Annotated in this window: 25 protein-coding genes and 1 other RNA gene; 13 read left to right on the forward strand and 13 right to left on the reverse strand. The window is 63.1% G+C overall.

The annotated features are described in order from the left end of the window. Positions 1–101: 101 nt before the first annotated feature. Entirely contained in the window at positions 102–707 is a 606-nt protein-coding gene (recR, locus tag C5J26_RS13955) for a recombination mediator RecR (protein ID WP_046609406.1), read from the reverse strand. 52 nt (positions 708–759) lie between these two features. Here recR and C5J26_RS13960 point away from each other — a divergent pair, with 52 nt between their 5' ends. Then, entirely contained in the window at positions 760–1,371 is a 612-nt protein-coding gene (locus C5J26_RS13960) for an MOSC domain-containing protein (RefSeq protein WP_105402296.1), read from the forward strand. Here the strand turns inward: C5J26_RS13960 and C5J26_RS13965 are convergent. From C5J26_RS13965 to ffs, 4 genes are all read right to left on the reverse strand, one after another. Next, entirely contained in the window at positions 1,368–1,979 is a 612-nt protein-coding gene (locus C5J26_RS13965) for a LysE family translocator (RefSeq protein ID WP_105402297.1), read from the reverse strand. The genes C5J26_RS13960 and C5J26_RS13965 overlap by 4 nt on opposite strands. Before the next feature lie 30 nt (positions 1,980–2,009). Further along, a complete protein-coding gene (locus tag C5J26_RS13970; protein ID WP_038547916.1) occupies positions 2,010–2,333 on the reverse strand; it encodes a YbaB/EbfC family nucleoid-associated protein in 324 nt (107 codons plus the stop codon). 18 nt (positions 2,334–2,351) lie between these two features. After that, a complete protein-coding gene (locus C5J26_RS13975; RefSeq protein ID WP_105402298.1) occupies positions 2,352–4,238 on the reverse strand; it encodes a DNA polymerase III subunit gamma/tau in 1,887 nt (628 codons plus the stop codon). An 86-nt stretch (positions 4,239–4,324) separates the two neighbouring features. Continuing rightward, positions 4,325–4,421: signal recognition particle sRNA small type (gene ffs / locus C5J26_RS13980), an RNA gene on the reverse strand. Between the two features lie 86 nt (positions 4,422–4,507). Between ffs and C5J26_RS13985 the strand changes: the two genes are divergently transcribed. The 4 genes from C5J26_RS13985 to C5J26_RS14000 all read left to right on the forward strand — a co-directional run bounded on the left by C5J26_RS13985 (position 4,508) and on the right by C5J26_RS14000 (position 7,044). Further along, positions 4,508–4,915: an HIT family protein gene (locus C5J26_RS13985; protein WP_105402299.1), complete on the forward strand. Its 408-nt coding sequence runs from the start codon at positions 4,508–4,510 to the stop codon at positions 4,913–4,915. Continuing rightward, positions 4,912–5,871, forward strand: a complete 960-nt coding sequence (gene nudC, locus C5J26_RS13990; RefSeq protein ID WP_105402300.1) for an NAD(+) diphosphatase — start codon at positions 4,912–4,914, stop codon at positions 5,869–5,871. Before C5J26_RS13985 ends, nudC begins: the two co-directional genes overlap by 4 nt. 4 nt (positions 5,872–5,875) lie before the next feature. Further along, complete coding sequence (locus C5J26_RS13995) at positions 5,876–6,571, forward strand: YafY family protein (RefSeq protein WP_105402301.1); 696 nt, start codon at positions 5,876–5,878, stop codon at positions 6,569–6,571. Positions 6,572–6,672: 101 nt separating this feature from the next. Further along, a complete protein-coding gene (locus tag C5J26_RS14000) occupies positions 6,673–7,044 on the forward strand; it encodes a VOC family protein (protein ID WP_105402302.1) in 372 nt (123 codons plus the stop codon). 187 nt (positions 7,045–7,231) lie between these two features. On the opposite strand, the gene C5J26_RS14005 is transcribed toward C5J26_RS14000, so the two are convergent. Further along, positions 7,232–8,095: a prephenate dehydratase gene (locus tag C5J26_RS14005; RefSeq protein WP_105402303.1), complete on the reverse strand. Its 864-nt coding sequence runs from the start codon at positions 8,093–8,095 to the stop codon at positions 7,232–7,234. Positions 8,096–8,106: 11 nt separating this feature from the next. Next, positions 8,107–8,865 (reverse strand): 3-deoxy-manno-octulosonate cytidylyltransferase, encoded by a 759-nt coding sequence (locus tag C5J26_RS14010; RefSeq protein WP_046667193.1) that lies wholly within the window; start codon positions 8,863–8,865, stop codon positions 8,107–8,109. Between the two features lie 151 nt (positions 8,866–9,016). Between C5J26_RS14010 and C5J26_RS14015 the strand changes: the two genes are divergently transcribed. After that, entirely contained in the window at positions 9,017–9,598 is a 582-nt protein-coding gene (locus tag C5J26_RS14015) for a cytochrome c family protein (RefSeq protein ID WP_105402304.1), read from the forward strand. A gap of 86 nt (positions 9,599–9,684) precedes the next feature. Here C5J26_RS14015 and C5J26_RS14020 read toward each other — a convergent pair whose 3' ends face one another. Further along, a complete protein-coding gene (locus C5J26_RS14020; protein WP_105402305.1) occupies positions 9,685–10,629 on the reverse strand; it encodes an AEC family transporter in 945 nt (314 codons plus the stop codon). Positions 10,630–11,017: 388 nt separating this feature from the next. Between C5J26_RS14020 and C5J26_RS14025 the strand changes: the two genes are divergently transcribed. Beyond that, positions 11,018–12,010, forward strand: coding sequence for an adenosine kinase (locus C5J26_RS14025; protein ID WP_105402306.1), 993 nt, complete (start codon positions 11,018–11,020; stop codon positions 12,008–12,010). A gap of 18 nt (positions 12,011–12,028) precedes the next feature. Here the strand turns inward: C5J26_RS14025 and C5J26_RS14030 are convergent, their stop codons facing one another. After that, positions 12,029–12,571, reverse strand: a complete 543-nt coding sequence (locus C5J26_RS14030) for an SH3 domain-containing protein (RefSeq protein ID WP_046667197.1) — start codon at positions 12,569–12,571, stop codon at positions 12,029–12,031. 252 nt (positions 12,572–12,823) lie between these two features. Between C5J26_RS14030 and C5J26_RS14035 the strand changes: the two genes are divergently transcribed. Further along, positions 12,824–13,828, forward strand: coding sequence for a D-glycerate dehydrogenase (locus tag C5J26_RS14035; protein ID WP_105402307.1), 1,005 nt, complete (start codon positions 12,824–12,826; stop codon positions 13,826–13,828). On the opposite strand, the gene C5J26_RS14040 is transcribed toward C5J26_RS14035, so the two are convergent. The 3 genes from C5J26_RS14040 to recF are packed head-to-tail and all read right to left on the reverse strand — an operon-like array spanning position 13,829 to position 16,267. Further along, positions 13,829–14,314, reverse strand: coding sequence for a GNAT family N-acetyltransferase (locus tag C5J26_RS14040; protein ID WP_105402308.1), 486 nt, complete (start codon positions 14,312–14,314; stop codon positions 13,829–13,831). Next, positions 14,314–15,099, reverse strand: a complete 786-nt coding sequence (locus C5J26_RS14045; protein WP_105402309.1) for a molybdopterin-synthase adenylyltransferase MoeB — start codon at positions 15,097–15,099, stop codon at positions 14,314–14,316. The genes C5J26_RS14040 and C5J26_RS14045 overlap by 1 nt, the downstream gene beginning before the upstream one ends. 43 nt (positions 15,100–15,142) lie before the next feature. Beyond that, positions 15,143–16,267 carry a DNA replication/repair protein RecF gene (gene recF / locus C5J26_RS14050; protein ID WP_105402310.1) on the reverse strand — a complete coding sequence of 375 codons (1,125 nt, stop codon included), beginning with the start codon at positions 16,265–16,267 and terminating at the stop codon, positions 15,143–15,145. Positions 16,268–16,564: 297 nt separating this feature from the next. On the opposite strand from recF, the gene C5J26_RS14055 reads away from it, so the two are divergent. From C5J26_RS14055 to C5J26_RS14065, 3 genes are all read left to right on the forward strand, one after another. After that, positions 16,565–18,064: a globin-coupled sensor protein gene (locus tag C5J26_RS14055; protein WP_105402311.1), complete on the forward strand. Its 1,500-nt coding sequence runs from the start codon at positions 16,565–16,567 to the stop codon at positions 18,062–18,064. A 97-nt stretch (positions 18,065–18,161) separates the two neighbouring features. Next, positions 18,162–18,707, forward strand: coding sequence for a cupin domain-containing protein (locus tag C5J26_RS14060; protein WP_105402312.1), 546 nt, complete (start codon positions 18,162–18,164; stop codon positions 18,705–18,707). Then, complete coding sequence (locus C5J26_RS14065) at positions 18,700–18,906, forward strand: SlyX family protein (protein ID WP_105402313.1); 207 nt, start codon at positions 18,700–18,702, stop codon at positions 18,904–18,906. Before C5J26_RS14060 ends, C5J26_RS14065 begins: the two co-directional genes overlap by 8 nt. A 101-nt stretch (positions 18,907–19,007) precedes the next feature. On the opposite strand, the gene C5J26_RS14070 is transcribed toward C5J26_RS14065, so the two are convergent. Then, on the reverse strand, positions 19,008–19,607 hold the full coding sequence (locus C5J26_RS14070; RefSeq protein WP_105402314.1) for a TetR/AcrR family transcriptional regulator: 600 nt from the start codon (positions 19,605–19,607) through the stop codon (positions 19,008–19,010). Between the two features lie 172 nt (positions 19,608–19,779). Between C5J26_RS14070 and C5J26_RS14075 the strand changes: the two genes are divergently transcribed. Beyond that, positions 19,780–20,028 carry a hypothetical protein gene (locus C5J26_RS14075; protein ID WP_105402480.1) on the forward strand — a complete coding sequence of 83 codons (249 nt, stop codon included), beginning with the start codon at positions 19,780–19,782 and terminating at the stop codon, positions 20,026–20,028. A gap of 89 nt (positions 20,029–20,117) precedes the next feature. Further along, positions 20,118–20,699: a LysE family translocator gene (locus tag C5J26_RS14080; protein ID WP_206051186.1), complete on the forward strand. Its 582-nt coding sequence runs from the start codon at positions 20,118–20,120 to the stop codon at positions 20,697–20,699. Positions 20,700–20,724: the final 25 nt, after the last annotated feature.

The following is a 20,724-nucleotide window of genomic DNA, read 5'->3' on the forward strand; positions in this document are numbered from 1 at the left end:
TGGAGCGACGTCGGCGCGTCTTGCCGATCTCCCTCCTTGAGGGGGAGATGGCCGGCAGGCCGGAGGGGGGCGGGCTTGCTCATCGTTATCCTCTTTAAACGCTAAATCACCGTCCGCGCCCGAAGCGCCGCCGTCAGTGTGCCCTCGTCGAGATAATCGAGTTCCCCGCCGACCGGCACGCCATGCGCCAGCCTCGTGATCTTCACATCGATTCCGGAGAGCTGGTCGGTAATATAGTGGGCCGTGGTCTGCCCCTCGACGGTCGCGTTGACGGCGATGATGATCTCGCGGATGACGCCCTCGTTCACCCGGTCGATCAGCCCGCGGATGTTGAGGTCGTCGGGGCCGATGCCGTCGAGCGGCGAGAGCGTGCCGCCGAGCACGTGATAGGCGGTGTTCATCGCGCCCGTCCGCTCCAGCGCCCAGAGGTCGGATACGTCTTCGACGACGATCAGCATCGTCTGGTCGCGGCGGATGTCGGTGCAGACCGTGCAGGGATCGACGGTATCGACATTGCCGCAGCGCGAGCAGACCTTCACCTTGTCATAGGCCTCGCCCATGGCGCTCGAAAGCGGCCCGAGCAGCTGTTCCTTCTTCTTGATCAGATGCAGCGCGGCCCGGCGCGCCGAGCGCGGCCCGAGGCCCGGGACCTTTGCCAGAAGCTGGATGAGTTTTTCGATTTCGGGGCCGGTGACTCGCTTTGCCATTTTCTCCCTTTAGCCCATATGCTCAAAAAACGGAATCGCGGAAGGGCCGCTCATGAAACTTCTCGCCGTCTGCCTCGGGCGTCCGGAAAGGCTGCCGGGCAAGAGCTTCAAGACCGGCATCTACAAGTCGGCCGTCAAGGCCGCCGTCATGGTCGACAGCCTCGGCCTCGTTGGCGATGCGGTCTGCAATACGAAGCACCACGGCGGCGAGGATCAGGCGATCCTGCTCGAGGGCTCGCTGACGCTGGACTGGTGGGCGGCCGCGCTCGGCCGCGATTTTTCGCCCGGCACATTCGGCGAAAACTTGACTATCGAAGGTCTCGACAACCGCGATGTCGCCGTTGGCGACCGTTTTCACATAGGCGAAGTCGTGCTTGAGGCGACTTGCGCCCGCTCTCCTTGCAACACGCTTGCGGTGAAGATGGGAGATCCGAAATTCCTGAAGACCTATACCAAAGCCGGCCGCCCAGGCATCTATTGCCGCGTCATCACGCCCGGCATGGTCTCGCCCGGCGATCTCGTCCGCCACGAACCCTATACCGGCGAGCGCGTCATGGTCGCGGAGATGCTGGCGGCCGTCGGCAAGAACCTGTCGGTCGCCGAACGAGCCCGCTTCCTGGCCGCACCCATCGGCCGCCGTTGGCGGCCGATGTTCGAGACCTAGCGGGTCGCGATCGCCGCTGCCGCACTCGCCATGGCGCTGGCCGAAACCCGGTTGGCGATCTTCACGGCCCGAGGGCTCTTCAGGAACTGGCGGGCCTTTGCGGCAAGCAGCACCCAGGCAAGATCGACGACCACCAGCACCACGAACATCGCGGCGACCAGTTCCAGCCAGCCGGTCAGCGTCACGCCCCCGAGATCGATGATCGAAGGCAGCAGCGCCACATAGAACATCATGATCTTCGGGTTGCCGAGCGTCACGGTGAGGCCGGCGAAAAACATCTTCAGCGCTGAACGATTTTCCGGAAGGTCTTCGCCGGAGCCGGCGGGTTCGGTGAACCACATCTTCCATGCGAGATAGAGGAGGTAGGCGACGCCGATCCACTTGATGGCCACGAAGACGGCATGGAAGCTCTCGGCGATGGCGGCAAGACCTGCGACCGCAAACGAAAGCCATATGGCCTCGCCGACCCACATCGCTGCGAGGAACGGCAATACGTCGCGATACCCCTTGGACAGAACGCGCGCCACGAGCGCGGCTATGCTGGGACCAGGCGAACCTGCAGCGACAAAAAGTGCCGCCGCGAAAACCAGAAGTGATGTCAACGTCATCGGAACCTCCCTATTCCACCGGACCCAGGATCAGAACGGCATCTTGAAGCCGGGCGGGATCGGCAGGCCGGCGGTCAGTTCCTTGGTCTTTTCGGCGGCGATCGCCTCGGCGCGCTCCTTGGCGGCCTTGTGGGCGGCGACGATCAGGTCCTCGAGGATCTCGACATCGTCTTCCTTGAACAGCGACGGATCGATCTTGAGGCCGAGCATGTCGCCCTTGCCGTTGAGACGCACGGTGACCAGCCCGCCACCGGATGTGCCTTCGACGTCGAGAGCGGCGATTTCCGCCTGCATCTGCTCCATCTTGGCCTGCATTTCCTTGACCTTGCCCATCATGCCCATGATGTCGCGCATCTGTCTCGTCCTCTTCTCTTATAGCTCGATGTCGTCGCCGGGCAGGATGTCGCCCTCTTCGGATTCCGCGGTCGCCGCTGCCGGCATGTCCTCGGCCTCGTTCTCATCCTCTTCCGCCACGCGGATGCGCACGTCGGTGATCCTGGCGCCGGGGAACTGGGCGAGGATCGCCGCCACGTCCGGATCGGCGCGGGCGTCGGTGAACTGCGCCTCCCGCACGCTCTTTTCGGATTCGACCAGCGTCGGCTCGCCGGCCTCGTTGCTGAGCGTCACCCACCAGGTAATCCCGGTCCATTCCTCCAGCCGCGCCTTCAGGTCGCCGGCAATGGTTTTCGGCGCGTCGCCGGACAGATTGATCTCCAGCCGGCCCGGCTCGATCTTCACCAGCCGCACGAAATTGCGCAGCAGCGCCTTCAGCCGAGGATCGCGGTTCTTGGAGCAGAGATCGGCAATATCCTGGATCGAATTGACGGGTACCTTGGGAACGGGTTTTTCAGCAGGCTGTTCTTCCGCGCGACCGACGGGTATTTCCCGCGGCGCGGTATTCGGCACGGCCTGCAGCATCGCGGTCGGCCCGCCAGCCGGAATCCGCGGGCTCGACATTTCGGTGCCGCGGGCATTGACCGGCGACTGCGGCGGCGAAACTGGGCGTCCGCCGCCATTGCCGCTCGAAACCGGCGCACGCTGGCCGTCGCCATTGGAAAATTCGGCAAGGCGGCGCGCGGCATCTTCCGGCGAGGGAAGATGGGCCGCATGCGTCAGCCGGATCAGCACCATTTCGGCGGCACCCGCCGGGCGCGAGGAATTTTCCACTTCCGGAATGCCCTTCAGCAGCATCTGCCAGATGCGCGACAGCGTACTCACCGCGACGCTCTCGGCAAATTCGCGGCCGCGCACGCGCTCCACTTCGCTGATCGAAGGATCGCTGGCGGCGTCAGGGATATATTTGAAACGGGTGGTCAGATGGGTGAAATCGGCAAGGTCGGTCAAAACCACGACCGGATTAGCGCCAGCCTCGTATTGCTCCGTAAATTCCGAAAGCGCCGCCGTCACGTCACCGCGCACGATATGTTCGAAAAGGTCGACGATGCGGGCGCGGTCGGCAAGCCCCAGCATGCCGCGCACGGTCTCCGTGATCACTTGGCCGCCGCCATGGGCGATCGCCTGGTCGAGCAGCGACAGGCCGTCGCGCGCCGAGCCTTCCGCAGCTCGTGCGACCATGGCGAGCGCTTCCGGTTCGGCCGGAATGCCTTCCTTTTCCAGGATCGAGGTGAACAGGTGAACCAGGTCCGCGGCGCTGATGCGGCGCAGGTCGAACCGCTGGCAGCGCGACAGCACGGTGATCGGAACCTTGCGGATTTCGGTCGTCGCGAAGATGAACTTCACGTGCTCCGGCGGCTCTTCGAGCGTCTTCAACAGGCCGTTGAAGGCCTGCGTCGAGAGCATGTGCACTTCGTCGATGATGTAGACTTTGTAGCGCGCTGAGACCGGACGGTAGCGCACCTGCTCGATGATCTCACGGATATCGTCGATGCCGGTATGGGAGGCGGCGTCCATCTCGATCACGTCGACATGCCGGCCTTCCATGATCGCCTGGCAGTGTTCGCCGGGAATCCTGAGGTCGATCGTCGGTTTGTCGATATCGGATGTCTTGTAATTCAGCGCGCGGGCGAGAATGCGGGCGGTCGTCGTCTTGCCGACCCCGCGAACGCCGGTCAGCATATAGGCCTGGGCGATGCGGCCGGTCTCGAACGCGTTGGTCAACGTGCGGACCATCGGCTCCTGGCCGACCATCAGGTCCGAGAAATCCTTGGGACGGTATTTGCGGGCGAGCACCCGGTATCCGCTGCCTGCGGCGGGGTTGGCGGCGGAGGTGCTTGAAGATGTGGGCCCGGTATCGCTCATTCAGTCCTGCCAGCCTGCGCGGGCCAATCCTGAGCACGGTCTTGACCGGGCCGGAAGCTGACCAAGATGGTAGTACAAGTAAAAGGGTGGGAGGCTGGCACGGCGACCCGTGCCTGGCTCGTTAGGGCTGCTTCCTTCCGGACCTGACCCGGTTGGCGAGTGGCTCGTCCACCACCAACCTCCCGCTTCCCATATCGTCAATAACGCTTCCAAATGCAAGCCAACCCTGTAAAAAACTGCTATCGAACAGAAAAACAAGGGAGGAAAGTTTGAGCGAATTCGAACTGGATGGCAGGATTGCCCGCGATTCCGATCTTGTGACGGTGCTGGGCCTCTGCCAGTTGCGTATCCAGAACGACAGCCGCTGGCCGTGGCTGGTCATGGTGCCGCAACGCCCTGGCATGATCGAGATCTTCGATCTTTCGCCAGCCGAACAGGCGCTGCTCTCGGTCGAGGTCAACAGGGTGGCCGCTGCCCTGAAGACGATGACCGGCGCCACCAAGATCAATGTCGGCGCACTCGGCAACATCGTCCGCCAGCTGCATGTCCATGTCATCGCCCGGTTCGAGGGCGACCCGAATTGGCCCGGCCCGATATGGGGTTTCGGCCAGCCGGTGCCTTATGGCGGGCAGCAGAAACAAGATTTTCTCAACAAACTGGTTGAAGCCCTTTCATGACAGCGAACCTTTTCGACACCGACGCACCCCATCCCGAACCGAGCAAGCTGACGGCTTTTTCCGGCAACAAGCTGGATCGCCGCGCCGAATACCGTGAGGACGATTGCGTCGAGAAGGCGCTTGCCGTGGAGGGCGCCCACATCCTCGCCTTCACCGGCAGCCGGCTGATCCTGAAGCACGACAGCCAGATCCTCGACCCGCTGTTTTCGCCCTACGAGCTCGCGGAACTCACGCCGGATTTCGACAACGCCGTGCTGCTCGGCTATCGCGAGACCGGCGAACCGCGCATCGCCGTGCCGACGCTGATCCCGGCGGAGGAACTGGCAAGCCACTACAAGCCGACCGAGGCGAGGGCGCTTTTTCGCGACCAGCTCATCGAAGGCGAGCTGCAGGGCGAGGTGGCGCAAGCCGTCGCGCTGCTCAACTGGAATGCGGCCAACAAATTCTGCGGCAAATGCGGCTCGCCGACCGAAACCAGGATCGGCGGCTACAAGCGGGTCTGCACCCAGTGCCAGCACATGACCTTCCCCCGCACCGACCCGGTGGTGATCATGCTGACCGTCGATATCGAGCGCGACCGCTGCCTGCTCGGCCGCAGCCACCACTTTCAGGAAGGCATGTATTCGTGCCTCGCCGGTTTCGTGGAGCCCGGTGAAACGATCGAGGATGCGGTCCGCCGCGAAACCTTCGAGGAATCCGGCATCGAAACCGGCCGGGTTCGTTATCACGCCTCGCAGCCCTGGCCGATGCCGCATTCGCTGATGATCGGCTGTTACGCCGAGGCGAAATCCACCGAGATAAGGATCGATCCGCAGGAAATGGCCGATGTCCGCTGGTTCGAGCGGGCCGAAGCCGCCGCCATGCTCGATGCCGGCCCGGACGCTCCGGTTTTCGCGCCGGTCAAGGGGGCGATCGCCCATCGCCTGCTACGCGACTGGATCGAATGGGAGCGCTGAGCCGGTGACGGTCGCGCGGTCGGAGCGCCTGCTGGCTCTCCTCCAGACGCTCCGGCGCTACCGCCAGCCTGTCAGCGGCGCCAAGCTCGCCGCCGAAACCGGCGTCAGCCTGCGCACGCTCTATCGCGATATTGCCAGCCTCCAGGCTCAAGGTGCCTTCATCGAAGGCGAGGCGGGTCTCGGCTACGTGCTGCGGCCCGGTTTCATGCTGCCGCCGATGATGTTTTCGGAAGAAGAGATCGAGGCGCTGGTGCTCGGCTCCCGCTGGGTCGCAAAGACTGCCGATCCGCGGCTGGCCGCCGGCGCGGTTGATGCGCTCGCCAAGATCGCCGCCGTCCTGCCGCCGGATCTCAGGCAGGAACTGGACAGTTCGACGCTGCTTGTCGGAGCGCCGCGGCGAGGTGAGGATAGGGCCGATCTCGGCCTGATCCGAAAGGCAATCCGCGCCGAGCATATCCTTGAGCTCGCATATGAGGACGAAAAAGGGGCGCTGACCCATCGAAAAGTCTGGCCCTTCGCCCTCGGCTTCTTCGACAGCGTCAGGGTGATGGTTGCCTGGTGCGAACTCAGGCAGGACTTCCGGCATTTTCGCACCGACCGCATTTCCTCTGCGGCTTGGACGGAAACGCGTTATCCGCGCCGCCGTCCGGTCTTGCTCAAGGAGTGGCGAGAGGCTGAAGGAATTCCGGCCCAGCCATGAACGCTACTGCCATTATCTGACAGTAGGATGCGATAATCCCCGGTCAGTCCCAACCAGGAGCAATTCTCGGCAGAGGGAATTGCGTCACAAGGAGAACTGACATGGTCCACCCCGATTTCACCATCCTCTTCGTCGACAATCCGCTCGCCAGCGCGGATTTCTACCAGTCCCTCTTCGGCGTCGAACCCGTGGAAAAGTCCCCGACCTTTGCGCTCTTCGTGCTGAACACCGGCATGAAGCTCGGCCTGTGGTCGCGCCACACGGCTGAACCGTCGGTGACGGCCGGCAGCGGCGGCTCGGAAATATGCTTCAGGCACGGCGATGCCGCCGGCGTCGACAAGACCTATGCCGACTGGACGAACCGCGGCCTGCGCGTGCTGCAGACGCCTGTGGAGATGGATTTCGGCTACACGTTCGTGGTGGCCGATCCGGACGGGCATCGGCTGCGGGTCTACGCGATGAGCGCGGAGTAAGCGCAAGCAGCCGTCGGGGTTGGGCGGGTGTGGCACCCGCTTTGCCCTGCCGGGCATCTCCCCTCGAGGAGCGATCGCAGCTGAACGTGTCGAGGCTGATCCCCGGTTCAACTCGAGAACGAAAAACGCGGACAGCCCCAAGAAATTAGCGTGTCCCGTTTTCTACGGCCGTTCTCAGGCTCGCCTCTCACCCCTTCTGCAGCGCTCCGCGCATCGGGTGGCCCTTATACGTGCCGAGAACCCGCACCTTTTCCGAGAAGAATCGCAGTTCTTCCAGCGCCCGGCGCACCGGGGCGTCGTCCGGATGGCCTTCGATATCCGCGTAGAACTGGGTCGCCACGAACTTGCCGCCGAGCTGGTAGCTCTCGAGCTTGGTCATGTTGATGCCGTTAGTCGCAAAACCGCCCATCGCCTTGTAGAGCGCGGCGGGAATGTTGCGGACGTTGAACACGAAGGTGGTGACCAGCACCTCGTCCGGATCGTTCCGCTGCACCCATTTTTCGTCGCGGGAGAGCACGACGAAACGGGTGACGTTGTCGTCCCGGTCCTCGACATTCTCCGCCAGGATCTCGAGACCATAGAGATCGGCCGCAAGCCGCGGCGCGAGGGCCGCCATCGTCCGGTCGCCCTTTTCGGCCACCATCTTGGCGGAACCCGCCGTGTCGCCGGCGACGACGGCCTTCCAGCCGTTCGAGCGGATGATCTTGCGGCACTGGCCGAGCGCATGGATATGGCTGTGGACGGTGCGGATTTCCTCGCGGGTCACGCCCGGCAGCACCATCAGCTGGAAGCGGATCGGCATGAAATATTCGCCGATGATATGCAGCCGCGATTCCGGCAGGAGATGATGGATATCGGCGACGCGTCCGGCGATCGTGTTCTCGATCGGGATCATCGCCAGGTCCGCATCGCCGTTTTCGAGCGCCTGGAAGGCGTCCTCGAACGTCGGGCACGGAAGCGGTTCCATGGTCGGGAACATGTCGCGGCAGGCCATGTCGGAATTGGCGCCGAAATCGCCCTGGAAGGCGATGCGATTGGTGACTGCGTTCATGGGGTTATCCGTTACGAGGAGGCACGGGCAAACAGGATCGCACGGGCCTTTTCAAGGTCGGCGGGAGTATCGACGCCTAATGGAACCGAGTCAACGATCTCGGCATCGATGCGCATGCCGGCTTCGAGCGCCCTCAGCTGTTCGAGCGATTCGCGCTTTTCGAGCACGGACGGCCCGAGCGACACGAACTTTTCGAGCGCGGCGCGGCGATAGGCGTAGAGCCCGATATGGTGGTAGAGCGGCCCGTTGCCGTAGGGCGCGGTGGCGCGGGTAAAATAGAGCGCCTTCAGCCGGGTGGCGGAAATCGGCGAGCCGACGATTTTCACCACGTTCGGATTGGTCTTTTCGTGTTCGTCGGTGATCTCGACGGTGAGGGTGGCGATGTCGGTCGACGGATTGTCGAGCGGGCGCAGCGAGGCGCGCACCGCTTCCGGCTCGATCGTCGGCAGGTCGCCCTGAACGTTGATCACGAAGTCCATCTGCGCGTCCGGATCGGCCTTCTGGACGGCCTCGAAAATCCGGTCAGAACCGCTCTGATGGTCCTGCCGGGTCATCACCACGTCGAAGCCCGCGGCGGCCACGGCGTCGTAGACGTCCTGGTGGTCGACGGCGACGATGATTCGCCCGACTTGCGCTTCCTCGGCCCGTTTTGCTACCTGCACGATCATCGGCAGGCCGGCAATATCAGCCAGAGGTTTCCCCGGCAGGCGGGTCGATGCCATTCGCGCCGGGATCAACACCAGCGTCCGGTCAAAAGCCGAATTCTTCATGAGAGACCCTTCTATTCCCGCGTAAACAGTGTCAAAAAGTCTCACGCGCGGGACGATAATCGTGTTGCAACAACCATGCAAAAGACATAGGTTCCGCGCGATTTCAAGATGGTCCGCTTTCCCAAAGGCGGTTGCGAAGGAGCTTTTGCGGATGAACCCCAATGTCAACATGGCGGCAGGCGCCCTGCTTGCTACTGTTTTCGTCTTGATGTCGGTGTCCATTGCCTCGGAAGGCATTTTCCACTCGGAGGTACCCGAGAAGGCAGGTTTTGCCATCGTCGCCGCCGAAGAGCCCGCAGCCGGTGAAGCCGCGGCACCCGCTGCCGCCGCCGTTCCGATCGCGCAGCTGCTGGCGAAGGCCGACGCCAAGGCTGGGGAAGCCGCATTCAAGAAGTGTCAGAGCTGTCATTCCGGGGAGAAGGGCGGACCGAACAAGGTCGGCCCCGATCTCTGGAGCATTGTCGATCGTCCGATCGCCGGACATGAAGGCTTCTCCTATTCGGCCGGCATGAAGGAGTTCTCCAAGGGCGGTGCCGAGCACTGGACCTTCGACAACCTCAACCATTTCCTCGCCGCTCCGAAGGCTTTCGTGAAGGGTACGGCGATGGGCTTCGCCGGTCTGAAGAACGATGCCGAGCGCGCCAACCTGATTGCCTACCTGCGCACGCTGGCTGATTCGCCGGTCCCGCTTCCGGACCCGAATGCAGCCGCTCCGGCGCCCGCCACCAACTGATCGGCAATTCCAGCAATTCCAATTGAAATGCCCGGCTTCGGCTGGGCATTTTTGTTTTGGGTCTTCGTGATCGAGATGCGGCCGGTTTAGCCGAGCAGCCATGCCCAGAAGCCGACGGTGAAGACACCGAATGCGGTGGTCATGCTGATCACCGAGGCCGCAAGGCTATGGCCGGAGCGGAAACGCTGGGCGATCAGCCAGGCATTGATGCCGGTCGGCACCGAGGCGGTCAGCACCAGCGCCGCGGTCCAGTCCTTCGGCAGGCCAAACAGATAACTCATCAGGAAGACGAGTGCCGGCAGCACCAGCAGCTTCAGCACCGCAGCAGCCCCCGAAAGGCCGATATCGCCCCGGATCGGATATCTGGTCAGCGCCATGCCGATCGATATCAGGGCGACCGGGCTCGCCGCGGCGGAAATCTGGTCGACGACGATGGCGGCCGCCGACGGGAGATGCAGGCCGAGGAAATTGAAGCCGACGCCGACGATAAGCGCGATCACCAGGGGGTTGCGGGCAAGGTTGGAGCCCACCTGCCCGAGGACCGCTGCGATGCCGCGCTTTTCGCCGCCGTCGACCTTGGCGGCCGCGCCCTCCATCAGGATCGTGCCGGCCACCATCATCAGCGGCAGGTGGATCGCAAGCAGGATGGAGATCGCCACCAGCCCATCCTTGCCGACGACTTGGGCGACCAGCGGCAGTCCGATGAAGACGTTGTTGGCGAACGAGCCGGACATGCCGGCGATCACGCCGATCTTCGCATCCCGGCCAAAAACGCGGGTGGTGAGGATATGGCCGATCCCCCAGGTCATGGCGACCCCGAGAAAATAGACGGTCCACAGCCGGAACGGCGAGGCTCCTTCGAAATGCGCATCCGCCAGCGTCCGGAAGATCAGCATCGGTACGGCGATCTTGAACACGAATTCGCCGAGCGCGTCGCCTGTCTCCTCCTTCAATATCCCGGTTTTAGCTGTCATCCAGCCGATCAGGATCAGGATGAAGAGGGGCACGACATTCAGGAAGACGGAGGACAAGGGGCAGGCTTTCTGTGGAGACGTTTTTATGCGTCTAACGCATGTCGCGGCTTGCGACAAATGCGTTTGGTGCAGAGAAGCTATTTGGCAGGAAGTCGCGGCGACGGGCGCGCAACAAAAAAGCGGGGCAATCCCCGCTTTCCCTCCTGGTCTCGTCCAGGACATCCGGTGGTCGGCCGCCAGTTCATCCGTGGTCGGCAACACAACCGGATCGTCGGATGTATAACCTGTGATCGTGACAGCAGAGTGACGGCCCAGGGTCGGCCTTGTGAGAGTTGGGGCAAAACACCCCGGATTGCGGGCATTGCGGTTATTTTCCCTTCCAATCGGTCCAAAACCCGAATACCGGTTTTCGCGACAAACTGCTTCCCAAGAGGATCAAGACCGGATGCCCAAGTTCGACGTGCTCACCATCGGCAATGCCATCGTGGATATTCTCGCCCGCTGCGACGACAATTTCCTGAGCGACAATGCGATCACCAAGGGCGCGATGAACCTGATCGATGCCGAGCGCGCCGAACTCCTCTATTCCAAGATGGGTCCTGCAGTGGAAGCGTCTGGCGGTTCGGCCGGCAACACGGCAGCCGGCATTGCCGGTTTCGGCGGCAAGGCCGCCTATTTCGGCAAGGTTGCGGAAGACCAGCTCGGCAACATCTTCCAGCACGACATCCGTGCCCAGGGCGTGCACTATCAGACCAGGCCGGAAGGCACCCACCCGCCGACCGCCCGTTCGATGATCTTCGTGACGCCGGATGGCGAGCGTTCGATGAACACCTATCTTGGCGCCTGCGTCGATCTCGGCCCGGAACATGTCGAAGAGGATGTCGTTGCCGAGGCCAAGGTCACCTATTTCGAAGGGTACCTCTGGGATCCGCCGCGCGCCAAGGAAGCGATCCGCGAATCAGCCCGCATCGCCCACGAGCATGGCCGCGAAGTGTCGATGACGCTGTCTGACCCCTTCTGCGTCGGCCGCTACCGTGCCGAATTCCTCGACCTGATGCGTTCCGGCACGGTCGACATCGTGTTCGCCAACAAACAGGAAGCGCTGTCGCTCTACGAGACAGAGGATTTCGAACTGGCGCTGAAGAAGATTTCTGAAGACTGCAAGCTGGCGGCGGTGACGCTCAGCGAGGAAGGCGCGATCATCATTCGCGGCGATGAACGCGTGAAGATCGACGCCTATCCGATCAGGGAACTGGTCGATACGACTGGCGCCGGCGATCTGTTCGCGGCCGGCTTCCTGTTCGGTTATACCCAGGATCGCTCGCTCGAGGATTGCGGCAAGCTCGGCTGCCTTGCGGCCGCCATCTGCATCCAGCAGATAGGCCCGCGCCCGATGGCGTCGCTCACCGATGCTGCGAAGAAGCAGGGCCTCATCTGAGGCCTCGCAGGAGAGAGCTTACTTAAAGGCCTCGCCGGGATAGGCGCCCCAGATTTCGGCCTGGGCGATCCAGCCCTCGGCGCCGTTGGTTTCGGCGCGGCACCAATCGCCGTTGCATTCCTTGATCTGCAGTACGACGCCCGGCTCCAGCTTGGCGAGGATGGCGGCCGTCGCCTGCGGGTCGCGGCGCATGTTGACGTAGATATCCTTGCCCTTGCCGCGCATCCACGGGGCGGCGACTGCGGTCCGGTCGCCCGAGAGCAGGGCCTGGTTCACCCAGCCCTCGGTGCCCTCGGCGTCGCGAACCCGCCGCCAGTTTTCGTATTCCTGGATGATTTCCATCGGCGTGCCGGACTTCATATACATCCAGGAAACCGCATAGTCGGTGCTCGGGCCGATGCGGATATTGACCTTCCTCGACTTGAGGCTGACGAAACGCGGCAGCGGCAGGCCGCTCGGACCCTTGGCGGCGCCCTGAGCATAGCTCGGGGCGGTTGCGGAAAGGGAGGCGACAAGCCCGAAGGAAAGAGCGATGAAGGAGGAAAGAATGGCGCGACGCATGTGTTTGGTTCCGGCTGAGCGATCTCGGGCTTTCGGGAACCTCGCGAGGTTTTGTTTGTCTTCGCTGACGGGTCTGGTAGAAAACGCCCTGGATGAATTGAATATCGCGCGACTTGGTTAAGGACCTCCTAAAGCAGGTCGCCCGAAAGCGGGTGCCGGTTTCGGGATAATGACGTATGTCGAACAAAGCTTGAAGCACGAACCCCGGATACGTTCAGGTTTCGTGCTTCAAGGCGTCAGGCAGAGAGTTTCATGACGGCGAAGAAGAAACCCAAGGTCTACATTACCCGTAAGCTGCCGGATGCGGTGGAAACCCGCATGCGCGAGCTGTTCGAGGCCGAGCTCAATATCGACGACACGCCACGTTCGCGCGACGAGCTGGCGGCCGCCATGAAGTCTGCCGACGTGCTGGTGCCGACGGTGACCGACCGTATCGACGAGGCGCTGATCGAGGAGGCCGGGCCGCAACTCAAGTTGATCGCCAGCTTCTCCAACGGCTTCGACCATATCGATGTCGACGCCGCCGCGAGGAAGGGCATCACCGTCACCAACACGCCGAACGTGCTGACCGAGGATACGGCAGACATGACCGTGGCGCTGATCCTCGCCGTCAACCGGCGGCTCGCGGAGGGCTCGCGCATCCTCACCGACAAGCCGGGCGAGTGGACGGGCTGGAGCCCCACCTGGATGCTCGGCCGGCGGATCTGGGGCAAACGTATAGGCATCGTCGGCATGGGCCGCATCGGCACCGCGGTCGCGCGCCGCGCCAAGGCTTTCGGCCTGTCGATCCACTACCACAACCGCAAGACCGTCAGCCCTGCGACGGAAGAGGAGCTGGAGGCGACCTATTGGGACAGCCTCGACCAGATGCTCGCCCGCGTCGATATCGTTTCGGTCAATTGTCCCTCGACACCGGCGACGTTCCATCTTCTGTCGGCGCGGCGCCTGGCGCTGATGCAGCCGGGCTCGATCATCGTCAACACCGCCCGCGGCGACATCATCGACGAGGCGGCGATGATTCAGCTTCTGCGCGACAACAAGATCGCCGGCGCCGGCCTCGACGTCTACCAGAACGAGCCGGCGATAAACCCGAAACTCGTCAAGCTCGCCCATCAGGGCCGGGTCGTGCTGCTGCCGCATATGGGCTCGGCGACGATCGAGGGCCGGATCGACATGGGCGACAAGGTGATCATCAACATCCGGACCTTCTTCGACGGCCACCGCCCGCCGAACCGGGTGCTTCCGGGCCGCAACTGATCAGTCGAGACGCTTCTGCATCTCGATCGAGGTTGTGCGGGTGAAGCCGGGATGAGAGTTTTCCGCCGTCTTGGCGAAACCCCATCTTGCGAAGGCCGCGTGATTGGCGGTCAGTTCGATGCGGGTTTCGAGCCGCAGCGCCGGCAGGCCTCTTTCCCGGGCAATCGCTTCCGCCACAGACAGCAGCCGGCGGCCGATGCCTTTGCCCTGGCTGGCCGGGGCGACGGCGAGCTTGCCGATATAGAGGAAGCCCGGCTCCGGCTTGCAGAAGACGCAGCCGGCGAGCCTGCCGCCTTCGATCGCCGCAAACGCGATCTCGTCGCGGGCCTTCCGGGCGAGCGAGGCGAGCGTCAGCCGATGCGCCGAGGAGGGCGGGTCGATGACGCCGTCCATATAGGCGAAGGAGGAGAGGATGAGCGCCAGAAGTTCGTCCCAGCGCCCGAAATCCTCGTCGATGCGAACAATCTTAACCGCGGCGGGCTCCATCACTCGGCGGCAGCCTTGGCCGTGCGGCGCTTGTATTTGATCATGTCGAAGCGGGCCGACAGCGAATCGTAGAGCATCAGTCGCCCGACCAGCGGTTCGCCGACGCCGGTCACGAGCTTGATCGCCTCCATCGCCATCAGCGTGCCGACCACCCCCGTCAGTGCACCCAGGACGCCGGTCTCGGCGCAGGACGGGATCAGTCCCGCCGGCGGCTTTTCCGGAAAGAGATCGCGATAGCCGGGATTGAGAACGCCGTCCGGTCCTGTCTCGTAGGGCTTCATCACCGTCACCGAACCGTCGAACCGGCCGACTGCGCCGGTCACCAGCGGGATCCGGGTGGTTTCCGCGGCATCGGCGGCCGCATAACGGGTGTCGAAATTGTCGGAACCGTCGATCAGCAGGTCGAACAGGGCGAGTTTGCGGGCCGCCCATTCTGCCGAAAAACGCTCCTCGAAATCGACGACCCGGACATGCGGGTTGAGCCGGGCGATCGCCTCGCGGGCGCTCCGGGTCTTCATCTCGCCGATCGTGCCGGTATCATGGATAACCTGCCGCTGCAGGTTGGAAAGGGAAACGCGGTCGTCGTCGATGATCCCGAGCGTGCCGATGCCGGCGGCCGCCAGATATTCGAGGATCGGCGCGCCGAGCCCGCCGGCGCCGATCACCAGCACGCGGGCATTCTTCATCTTCTGCTGCCCCGCGCCGCCGATTTCCGGCAGCAGGATATGACGGCGGTAACGCTCAATCTCGTCTTGGTTCAATTTTTCCGGGGTCAGGCTTTCCATGGCGCAATCATATCACCGGCCGCCGGGCCGCGTAAGGTGGATTTCAAACGCTGATGCCGCCGTGCGCGACGGTAAAGAACTGTGCCCGGTCGGCCAGCGCGGAAAACATCGCCTGGTCCGTGCCGGTCATGAAGGACTGGCCGCCGAGACCGTGAACCAGATCGAAGAGAGCCGCCCGCCGGCCTTCGTCGAGATGGGCGGCGATCTCGTCGAGCAGCAGGATCGGCGCGTAACCGGTCATGTCGGCGGTGAGACGCGCATGGGCGAGCACGAGGCCGATCAGCAGCGCCTTCTGCTCGCCGGTCGAGCAGCGCTCGGCCTCCATGTCCTTCTCGCGATGGCGCACCAGCAGGTCGGAACGGTGCGGTCCGTCGAGCGTGCGGCCGGCGGCGGCATCGCGGCCGCGGCCGTTGCGCAGCATGTCGAGATAGTCTTCCTCGAGATCGGCTGACGGGCGGTCCATCGCGCCATCCATGAAGCCTTCGAGCGCCAGCACCGGCGTCGGGAACGGCGTTTCGCCGGAATTGCCAGATAGGGTCCTCAGAAGACCAAGCATCTCCTGCCGGGCCGCGGCCATGGCGATGCCGAGGCCGGCCATCTGCGCCTCGATGGCCGACAGCCAGGAGGGGTCGAAACGGCCTTCCGACAATAGCTTGTTGCGGCTGCGCATGGCGCGCTCGAAGTCGCTCGCCCGCCGGCCATGCGCCGGATCGAGCGACAGGACGAGGCGGTCGAGGAAACGGCGGCGGTCCGACGAGGCACCGGTGAACAGCCCGTCCATTGCCGGCGTCAGCCACAGGACGCTCAGGTGGTCGGTAAGCTCCTCGGTCGATTTGGCCGGGGTGCCGTTGATCCTGAGCTTGCGGGTAACGCTTTCGCCTTCGCCCGGCTCGATGCCGGTGCCGATCGAAACCTCGCCGTCCATGCCGTCGACATCGGCAAAGATGGTGAACCCGCCGGCGGCGCCAACACGCGTCACGTCGGACAGCACGGCGCGGCGCAGTCCGCGGCCGGGCGACAGGAAGGAGACGGCTTCCAAGAGATTGGTCTTGCCCGCGCCGTTCTCGCCGGTCAGCACCACATGCCGCCCGTCGAGCGGCAGCGTCGCTTCCGCATAATTGCGGAAATCGGTGAGCTTCAGCCGGGAAAGGGAGGTCTTCTGCGCCATCGGGAATCTTAAGGTTTCGTGAAACAGGAGCTAAGGGCTCGAAGCCCGGATGGCAAGCTCTTGCTTGGGGAGACTGATGCCCCTCAGCCTGAACAGAGCTTCGGCGCCCAATTGCCAACGTCTGGTGAACCTTCCCGCCCGAATATCGTTTTCAATGCACTCCAATTTATAATTATTCAAAAACTAGGAGGCATGGCTAACAGCGCGTTAAAGCTTCACTCCTAGAAGTGCCGATGCACGCATACGCATCTCATGTCCGGATGGCCGTGTGGACCCCTTCAATCTCCGGAGACCTCCATGAAAGACCAGAACCACAAAGCCGATCTCGCCGAACGCCTTGAATTCATCGGCCTTGGCCAAGAGCAGCGCCGGTCTCTGGCCGAGGTCCGGCCCGTCATCAAGGAAACCGTCGGCGGCGCGCTCGATGCGTTTTACCGGAAGGTCAAAAGCAACCCGCACACGGCTAAATTTTTCTCCAACGATGCCCATATCGCCCACGCCAAGAGCCGCCAGGCTGCCCATTGGGAAGGCATCGCATCCGGCAAATACGATGACAATTATGTGGAGGCGGTTTCCGTGATCGGCCGTACCCATGCCCGGCTCGGTCTCGAGCCGCGCTGGTATATCGGCGGTTATGCGCTGGTTCTCGATGGCATCATCCGCGCCGTAGTGGCCCGTGAGATGAGCGGCTTCTTTCAGGAGAAGAAGGCGAAGGTGCTTTCCGAACATCTTTCTTCCGTCGTCAAGGCCGCCCTGCTGGACATGGACTACGCCATTTCGGTCTATCTCGAGGCGCTGGGCGACGAGCGCAGAGAGGTCGAAGCCAAACAGGAAAAGGCCAAGGCCGAGCAGGACGCAGCGCTTGCGGCGCTCGATGGCGCCCTGAAGAGCCTTTCCGATGGCGATCTGACATCCGAACTCTGGCAGGAACTGGCACCGAATTTCGCCAAGCTGCGGCAGAACTACAATTCCTCCGTTGCCGAGCTCGACGCGGCGATGCGCGAGATCAGCACCTCCGTCGAACAGGTGCGCGCCGAGGCGGGCGGCATTTCGTCGGCTGCAGAAAACATGGCCCGGCGCACGGAACAGCAGGCTTCCGCGCTCGAACAGACGGCGGCGGCATTGGAAGAGATTACCACGATTTCCGGCCAGGCCGCGCAACGCACCCGCGAAGTGCAGGTGATTGCGCGTGAATCCGCTTCGGAGACTGTCCGCTCCGGCAAGGTGGTCGAGGAAGCGATTGCAGCGATGGGCGATATCGAGCAGTCCTCGCAGAAGATGACCCAGATCATCGGGGCGATCGACGAGATCGCCTTCCAGACCAATCTTCTGGCGCTCAATGCAGGCGTGGAGGCGGCCCGCGCGGGCGAACAGGGCAAGGGTTTCGCCGTCGTCGCGCAGGAGGTCCGCGAGCTGGCACAGCGATCAGCGGCGGCCGCCAAGGAGATCAAAGAGTTGATCGACCAGTCTTCGAACGACGTCCACCGCGGCGTCGAACTCGTCAACAGGACGGGACAGGCGCTGGTCGGCATCGGCGATCGCGTCAAGTCGATCGACGACCATATATCGTCGATCGCCCGCTCGGCCCAGGAACAGGCTTCCGGCATCGAGGAGATCAATTCCGCGATCCGCAGCATGGACCAGATCACCCAGCAGAACGCCGCGCTGATGGAGGAGACCAACGCCTCGACCCGGAGCCTCGTCGGCATCAGCGGCCGGCTGGCGGCGCTGCTCGGCCACTTCAAGACAAGGGCGGTGCGTGAGACCCGCAACGAGCGTCCGCGCCTGCGTGCCTGATCTTCGGCCCGGAATCCGGTCCAGAATTCGGCCAGAAACATGGACCGGGCGGCGCCGGTCGGCTAGTGTCCTGTGGTTTTCCGAAGGAGGCCGCGACATGACCGACAGAGACCGCCCGTCCTGCATCGCCCATTGGGCCGAAGTGGAAAAGCCCGAGGAAGGGCATTACCGCGGCGACGACGAGCTGATGGGGTTCGGCGCGCCGCTGGCCCGCCATTTTGGCCTGACGCGGCTCGGCATCCATCATGAGCGGTTGCCGCCGGGGCGACGCACCTCCTTTCCGCATGCCGAAAGCGCCGAGGAGGAGTTCGTCTACGTGATCGAGGGAACGCCGGAAGCCTGGCTGGATGGCGAGGTCTATCCGCTGAAGCCGGGCGACTCGGTGGGCTTTCCGGCCGGCACCGGCTTGGCGCACACCTTCATCAACAATACCGATGCGGAAGTACGGCTGCTGGTGGTAGGCGAGGCTTCCACGCATGCGAACCGTATAGTTTATCCCAAGCATCTCGACATGAAGCCGATCCGCTCCGACTGGTGGGACGATGCGCCGGTGCGGCCGCTCGGACCCCATGACGGCATGCCGGACGCGGTTCGTGCCGAAAAAGCGGCCAGGAAGGCCGCGAAGGAAGATTCAGGTGAGTGACGAACAAAGACTGGTCAAGCTCGAGGAGCTGGCCGCCTACCAAACCAAGGTGATCGAGGAATTGTCCGATCAGCTCGCCGAGCAATGGAAGGTGATGGAACAGACACGTGCCAAGCTCGACCGGCTGACCGAGCGGTTCCTGTCGCTGGAGGAGACCTCGCTGGAAGCGCCGGCCGTCACCAGGCCGCCGCATTATTGACCGCCCGGTTGCCGCTCAGGCGGCGCGGGGCATGCGCCGCTTGAGCGCGACATATTTCTTCGGCCGATTGGACACGGGCGGGCGGATGTTCCGGAGACCTACTATGCCTTTAAGCCGTGCACGAGGTGGCGAACCACCAGGCGCAATTGTTCCGGCGCAATCTCCAGCCGGTCGGTGAGCAGCCGTTTCCACACGAAGCTCGTTATGATCTCCATGGCAAGCTCGGGTACGACCCAATCGGCCACTTCGTCTCGGGCCTTTGCCCGGCGAAATATCTCGCCGCCCTGCTGGTATCGCTCGGCCATGTAGGCCGCGAGCGCCTTGCTGGCCGCCGGGTCGGTCTGGGCCTCGGCGATGACGGAGCGGAAGACCGCGCCTCCATGGCCGGTATTCCAAAACTCGAGCAAGTCGCTCAGGAGCTGGAAGATATCGGTCTCGATCGCGCCGGTATCGGGTGCGATATCGACGAATTTCTGGCGATGGTAGACGTCCAGAAGCAGGATCGTACGCGTCGGCCACCACCGATAAATAGTCGGTTTGCCCGCATGGGCTCGCCGGGCCACGGCCTCGATCGAAAACGATCCCAGCCCACCCTCGACAAGAATTTCCTCCGCAGCCTGGAGAATGGCGTCCTGGCTGGCGGGATTGCGCTGGGCGCCGATCGACGTGCGGCGCGCCTCCGCAGCCTTTTTCGCAGTCATGCGGATACCCCAAGCAAAATTTTATTCGACATCACAAGAGTCCTACTTGAACGAAACGGCTCGTTTCGTTATATGGGCTCTATGGAAACGGACCGTTTCTATAGAGCCCATAGTGACCACAGCAACTTTAACCCTCAGTTCCGATAGCAGAAATCAAGCCATGGAGGCGCAATTGCAGACCGTACCCGCTCGCGTCAACCCTTCGAAGGCGCGTCTCGCCCTCGTAATGATCCTCGCCGTCTATCCGTTGATCACGGTACTTCTCTATATCCTCGCGCCGCTCACCGAAGGTTGGGCCGTGTGGCATCGAACGATCCTGATCGCGCCGATCATGGTGCTGTCGATCGTATTTGTCGTCTCGCCAGCAATCCAGAGATATTTCGGCTGGTTCGTGGCCCGCATGCCTTCGCCGACAAAATAAGCTGGTTTGACGGGTGTCAATCGGCATGCTGAAAAAACCGATAGAGAGGAGGGGGCCGGACCATGCCGGCCACTTCTACAGGCAGTTGCATGACCCTTCCGGAATTCACCCTCGCCATCCTCCTGCTTCTCTGCACGCCGGGGCCGACCAATACGCTGATGGCGCTTGGCGGATATGCGCGCGGCTGGCTGAGGGGCCTGCCCCTGATCGCTGGCGAACTCGGCGGTTATCTGCTGGTGATCGTGCCGGTGGCAACGCTCGCGGCGCCTTTCTTCGATGCCTATCCGCAGGCGCTGGTCTGGGCGAAGCTCGCGGCGGGTATTTGGGTTCTTTATCTCGGCTATAGCCTGTGGATGTCCGAAAAGCGGGCGAAGGAAGCGGCGGAAATTTCCATCCGCCAGGTCTTCGTCACGACGGTGCTGAACCCCAAGGCGCTGATCATCGCGCTCGTCATCATGCCGCATGGCAGCCTGCCGGAACTCGCGCCCTGGCTCGCGCTGTTTGCGGGACTGGTAATCTGTGTCGCCAATGGCTGGATCGCCTTCGGCAGCCTGATGCGGCGGACGGAACGTTTCGAGGTGAAGCCGATCGTCGTGCGACGCGCCGCCGCTGCCTGCCTCGTCCTCTTCGCAATGATCCTCGCCAGCGCGTCGATCCAGTCGCTGGCCTGAAATAGACGGCCTGAAATCGGGGCCT

The sequence above is a fragment of the Neorhizobium sp. T7_12 genome (assembly GCF_002968535.1).
Lineage (GTDB): Bacteria > Pseudomonadota > Alphaproteobacteria > Rhizobiales > Rhizobiaceae > Neorhizobium > Neorhizobium tomejilense.

Coding starts and splice junctions, on each gene's coding strand:
- recR (WP_046609406.1), bottom strand. CDS start 707: ATGGCAAAGCGAGTCACCGGCCCCGAAATCGAAAAACTCATCCAGCTT.
- C5J26_RS13960 (WP_105402296.1), top strand. CDS start 760: ATGAAACTTCTCGCCGTCTGCCTCGGGCGTCCGGAAAGGCTGCCGGGC.
- C5J26_RS13965 (WP_105402297.1), bottom strand. CDS start 1,979: ATGACGTTGACATCACTTCTGGTTTTCGCGGCGGCACTTTTTGTCGCT.
- C5J26_RS13970 (WP_038547916.1), bottom strand. CDS start 2,333: ATGCGCGACATCATGGGCATGATGGGCAAGGTCAAGGAAATGCAGGCC.
- C5J26_RS13975 (WP_105402298.1), bottom strand. CDS start 4,238: ATGAGCGATACCGGGCCCACATCTTCAAGCACCTCCGCCGCCAACCCC.
- nudC (WP_105402300.1), top strand. CDS start 4,912: ATGACAGCGAACCTTTTCGACACCGACGCACCCCATCCCGAACCGAGC.
- C5J26_RS14000 (WP_105402302.1), top strand. CDS start 6,673: ATGGTCCACCCCGATTTCACCATCCTCTTCGTCGACAATCCGCTCGCC.
- C5J26_RS14005 (WP_105402303.1), bottom strand. CDS start 8,095: ATGAACGCAGTCACCAATCGCATCGCCTTCCAGGGCGATTTCGGCGCC.
- C5J26_RS14010 (WP_046667193.1), bottom strand. CDS start 8,865: ATGAAGAATTCGGCTTTTGACCGGACGCTGGTGTTGATCCCGGCGCGA.
- C5J26_RS14015 (WP_105402304.1), top strand. CDS start 9,017: ATGAACCCCAATGTCAACATGGCGGCAGGCGCCCTGCTTGCTACTGTT.
- C5J26_RS14025 (WP_105402306.1), top strand. CDS start 11,018: ATGCCCAAGTTCGACGTGCTCACCATCGGCAATGCCATCGTGGATATT.
- C5J26_RS14030 (WP_046667197.1), bottom strand. CDS start 12,571: ATGCGTCGCGCCATTCTTTCCTCCTTCATCGCTCTTTCCTTCGGGCTT.
- C5J26_RS14035 (WP_105402307.1), top strand. CDS start 12,824: ATGACGGCGAAGAAGAAACCCAAGGTCTACATTACCCGTAAGCTGCCG.
- C5J26_RS14040 (WP_105402308.1), bottom strand. CDS start 14,314: ATGGAGCCCGCCGCGGTTAAGATTGTTCGCATCGACGAGGATTTCGGG.
- C5J26_RS14045 (WP_105402309.1), bottom strand. CDS start 15,099: ATGGAAAGCCTGACCCCGGAAAAATTGAACCAAGACGAGATTGAGCGT.
- recF (WP_105402310.1), bottom strand. CDS start 16,267: ATGGCGCAGAAGACCTCCCTTTCCCGGCTGAAGCTCACCGATTTCCGC.
- C5J26_RS14055 (WP_105402311.1), top strand. CDS start 16,565: ATGAAAGACCAGAACCACAAAGCCGATCTCGCCGAACGCCTTGAATTC.
- C5J26_RS14060 (WP_105402312.1), top strand. CDS start 18,162: ATGACCGACAGAGACCGCCCGTCCTGCATCGCCCATTGGGCCGAAGTG.
- C5J26_RS14070 (WP_105402314.1), bottom strand. CDS start 19,607: ATGACTGCGAAAAAGGCTGCGGAGGCGCGCCGCACGTCGATCGGCGCC.
- C5J26_RS14080 (WP_206051186.1), top strand. CDS start 20,118: ATGACCCTTCCGGAATTCACCCTCGCCATCCTCCTGCTTCTCTGCACG.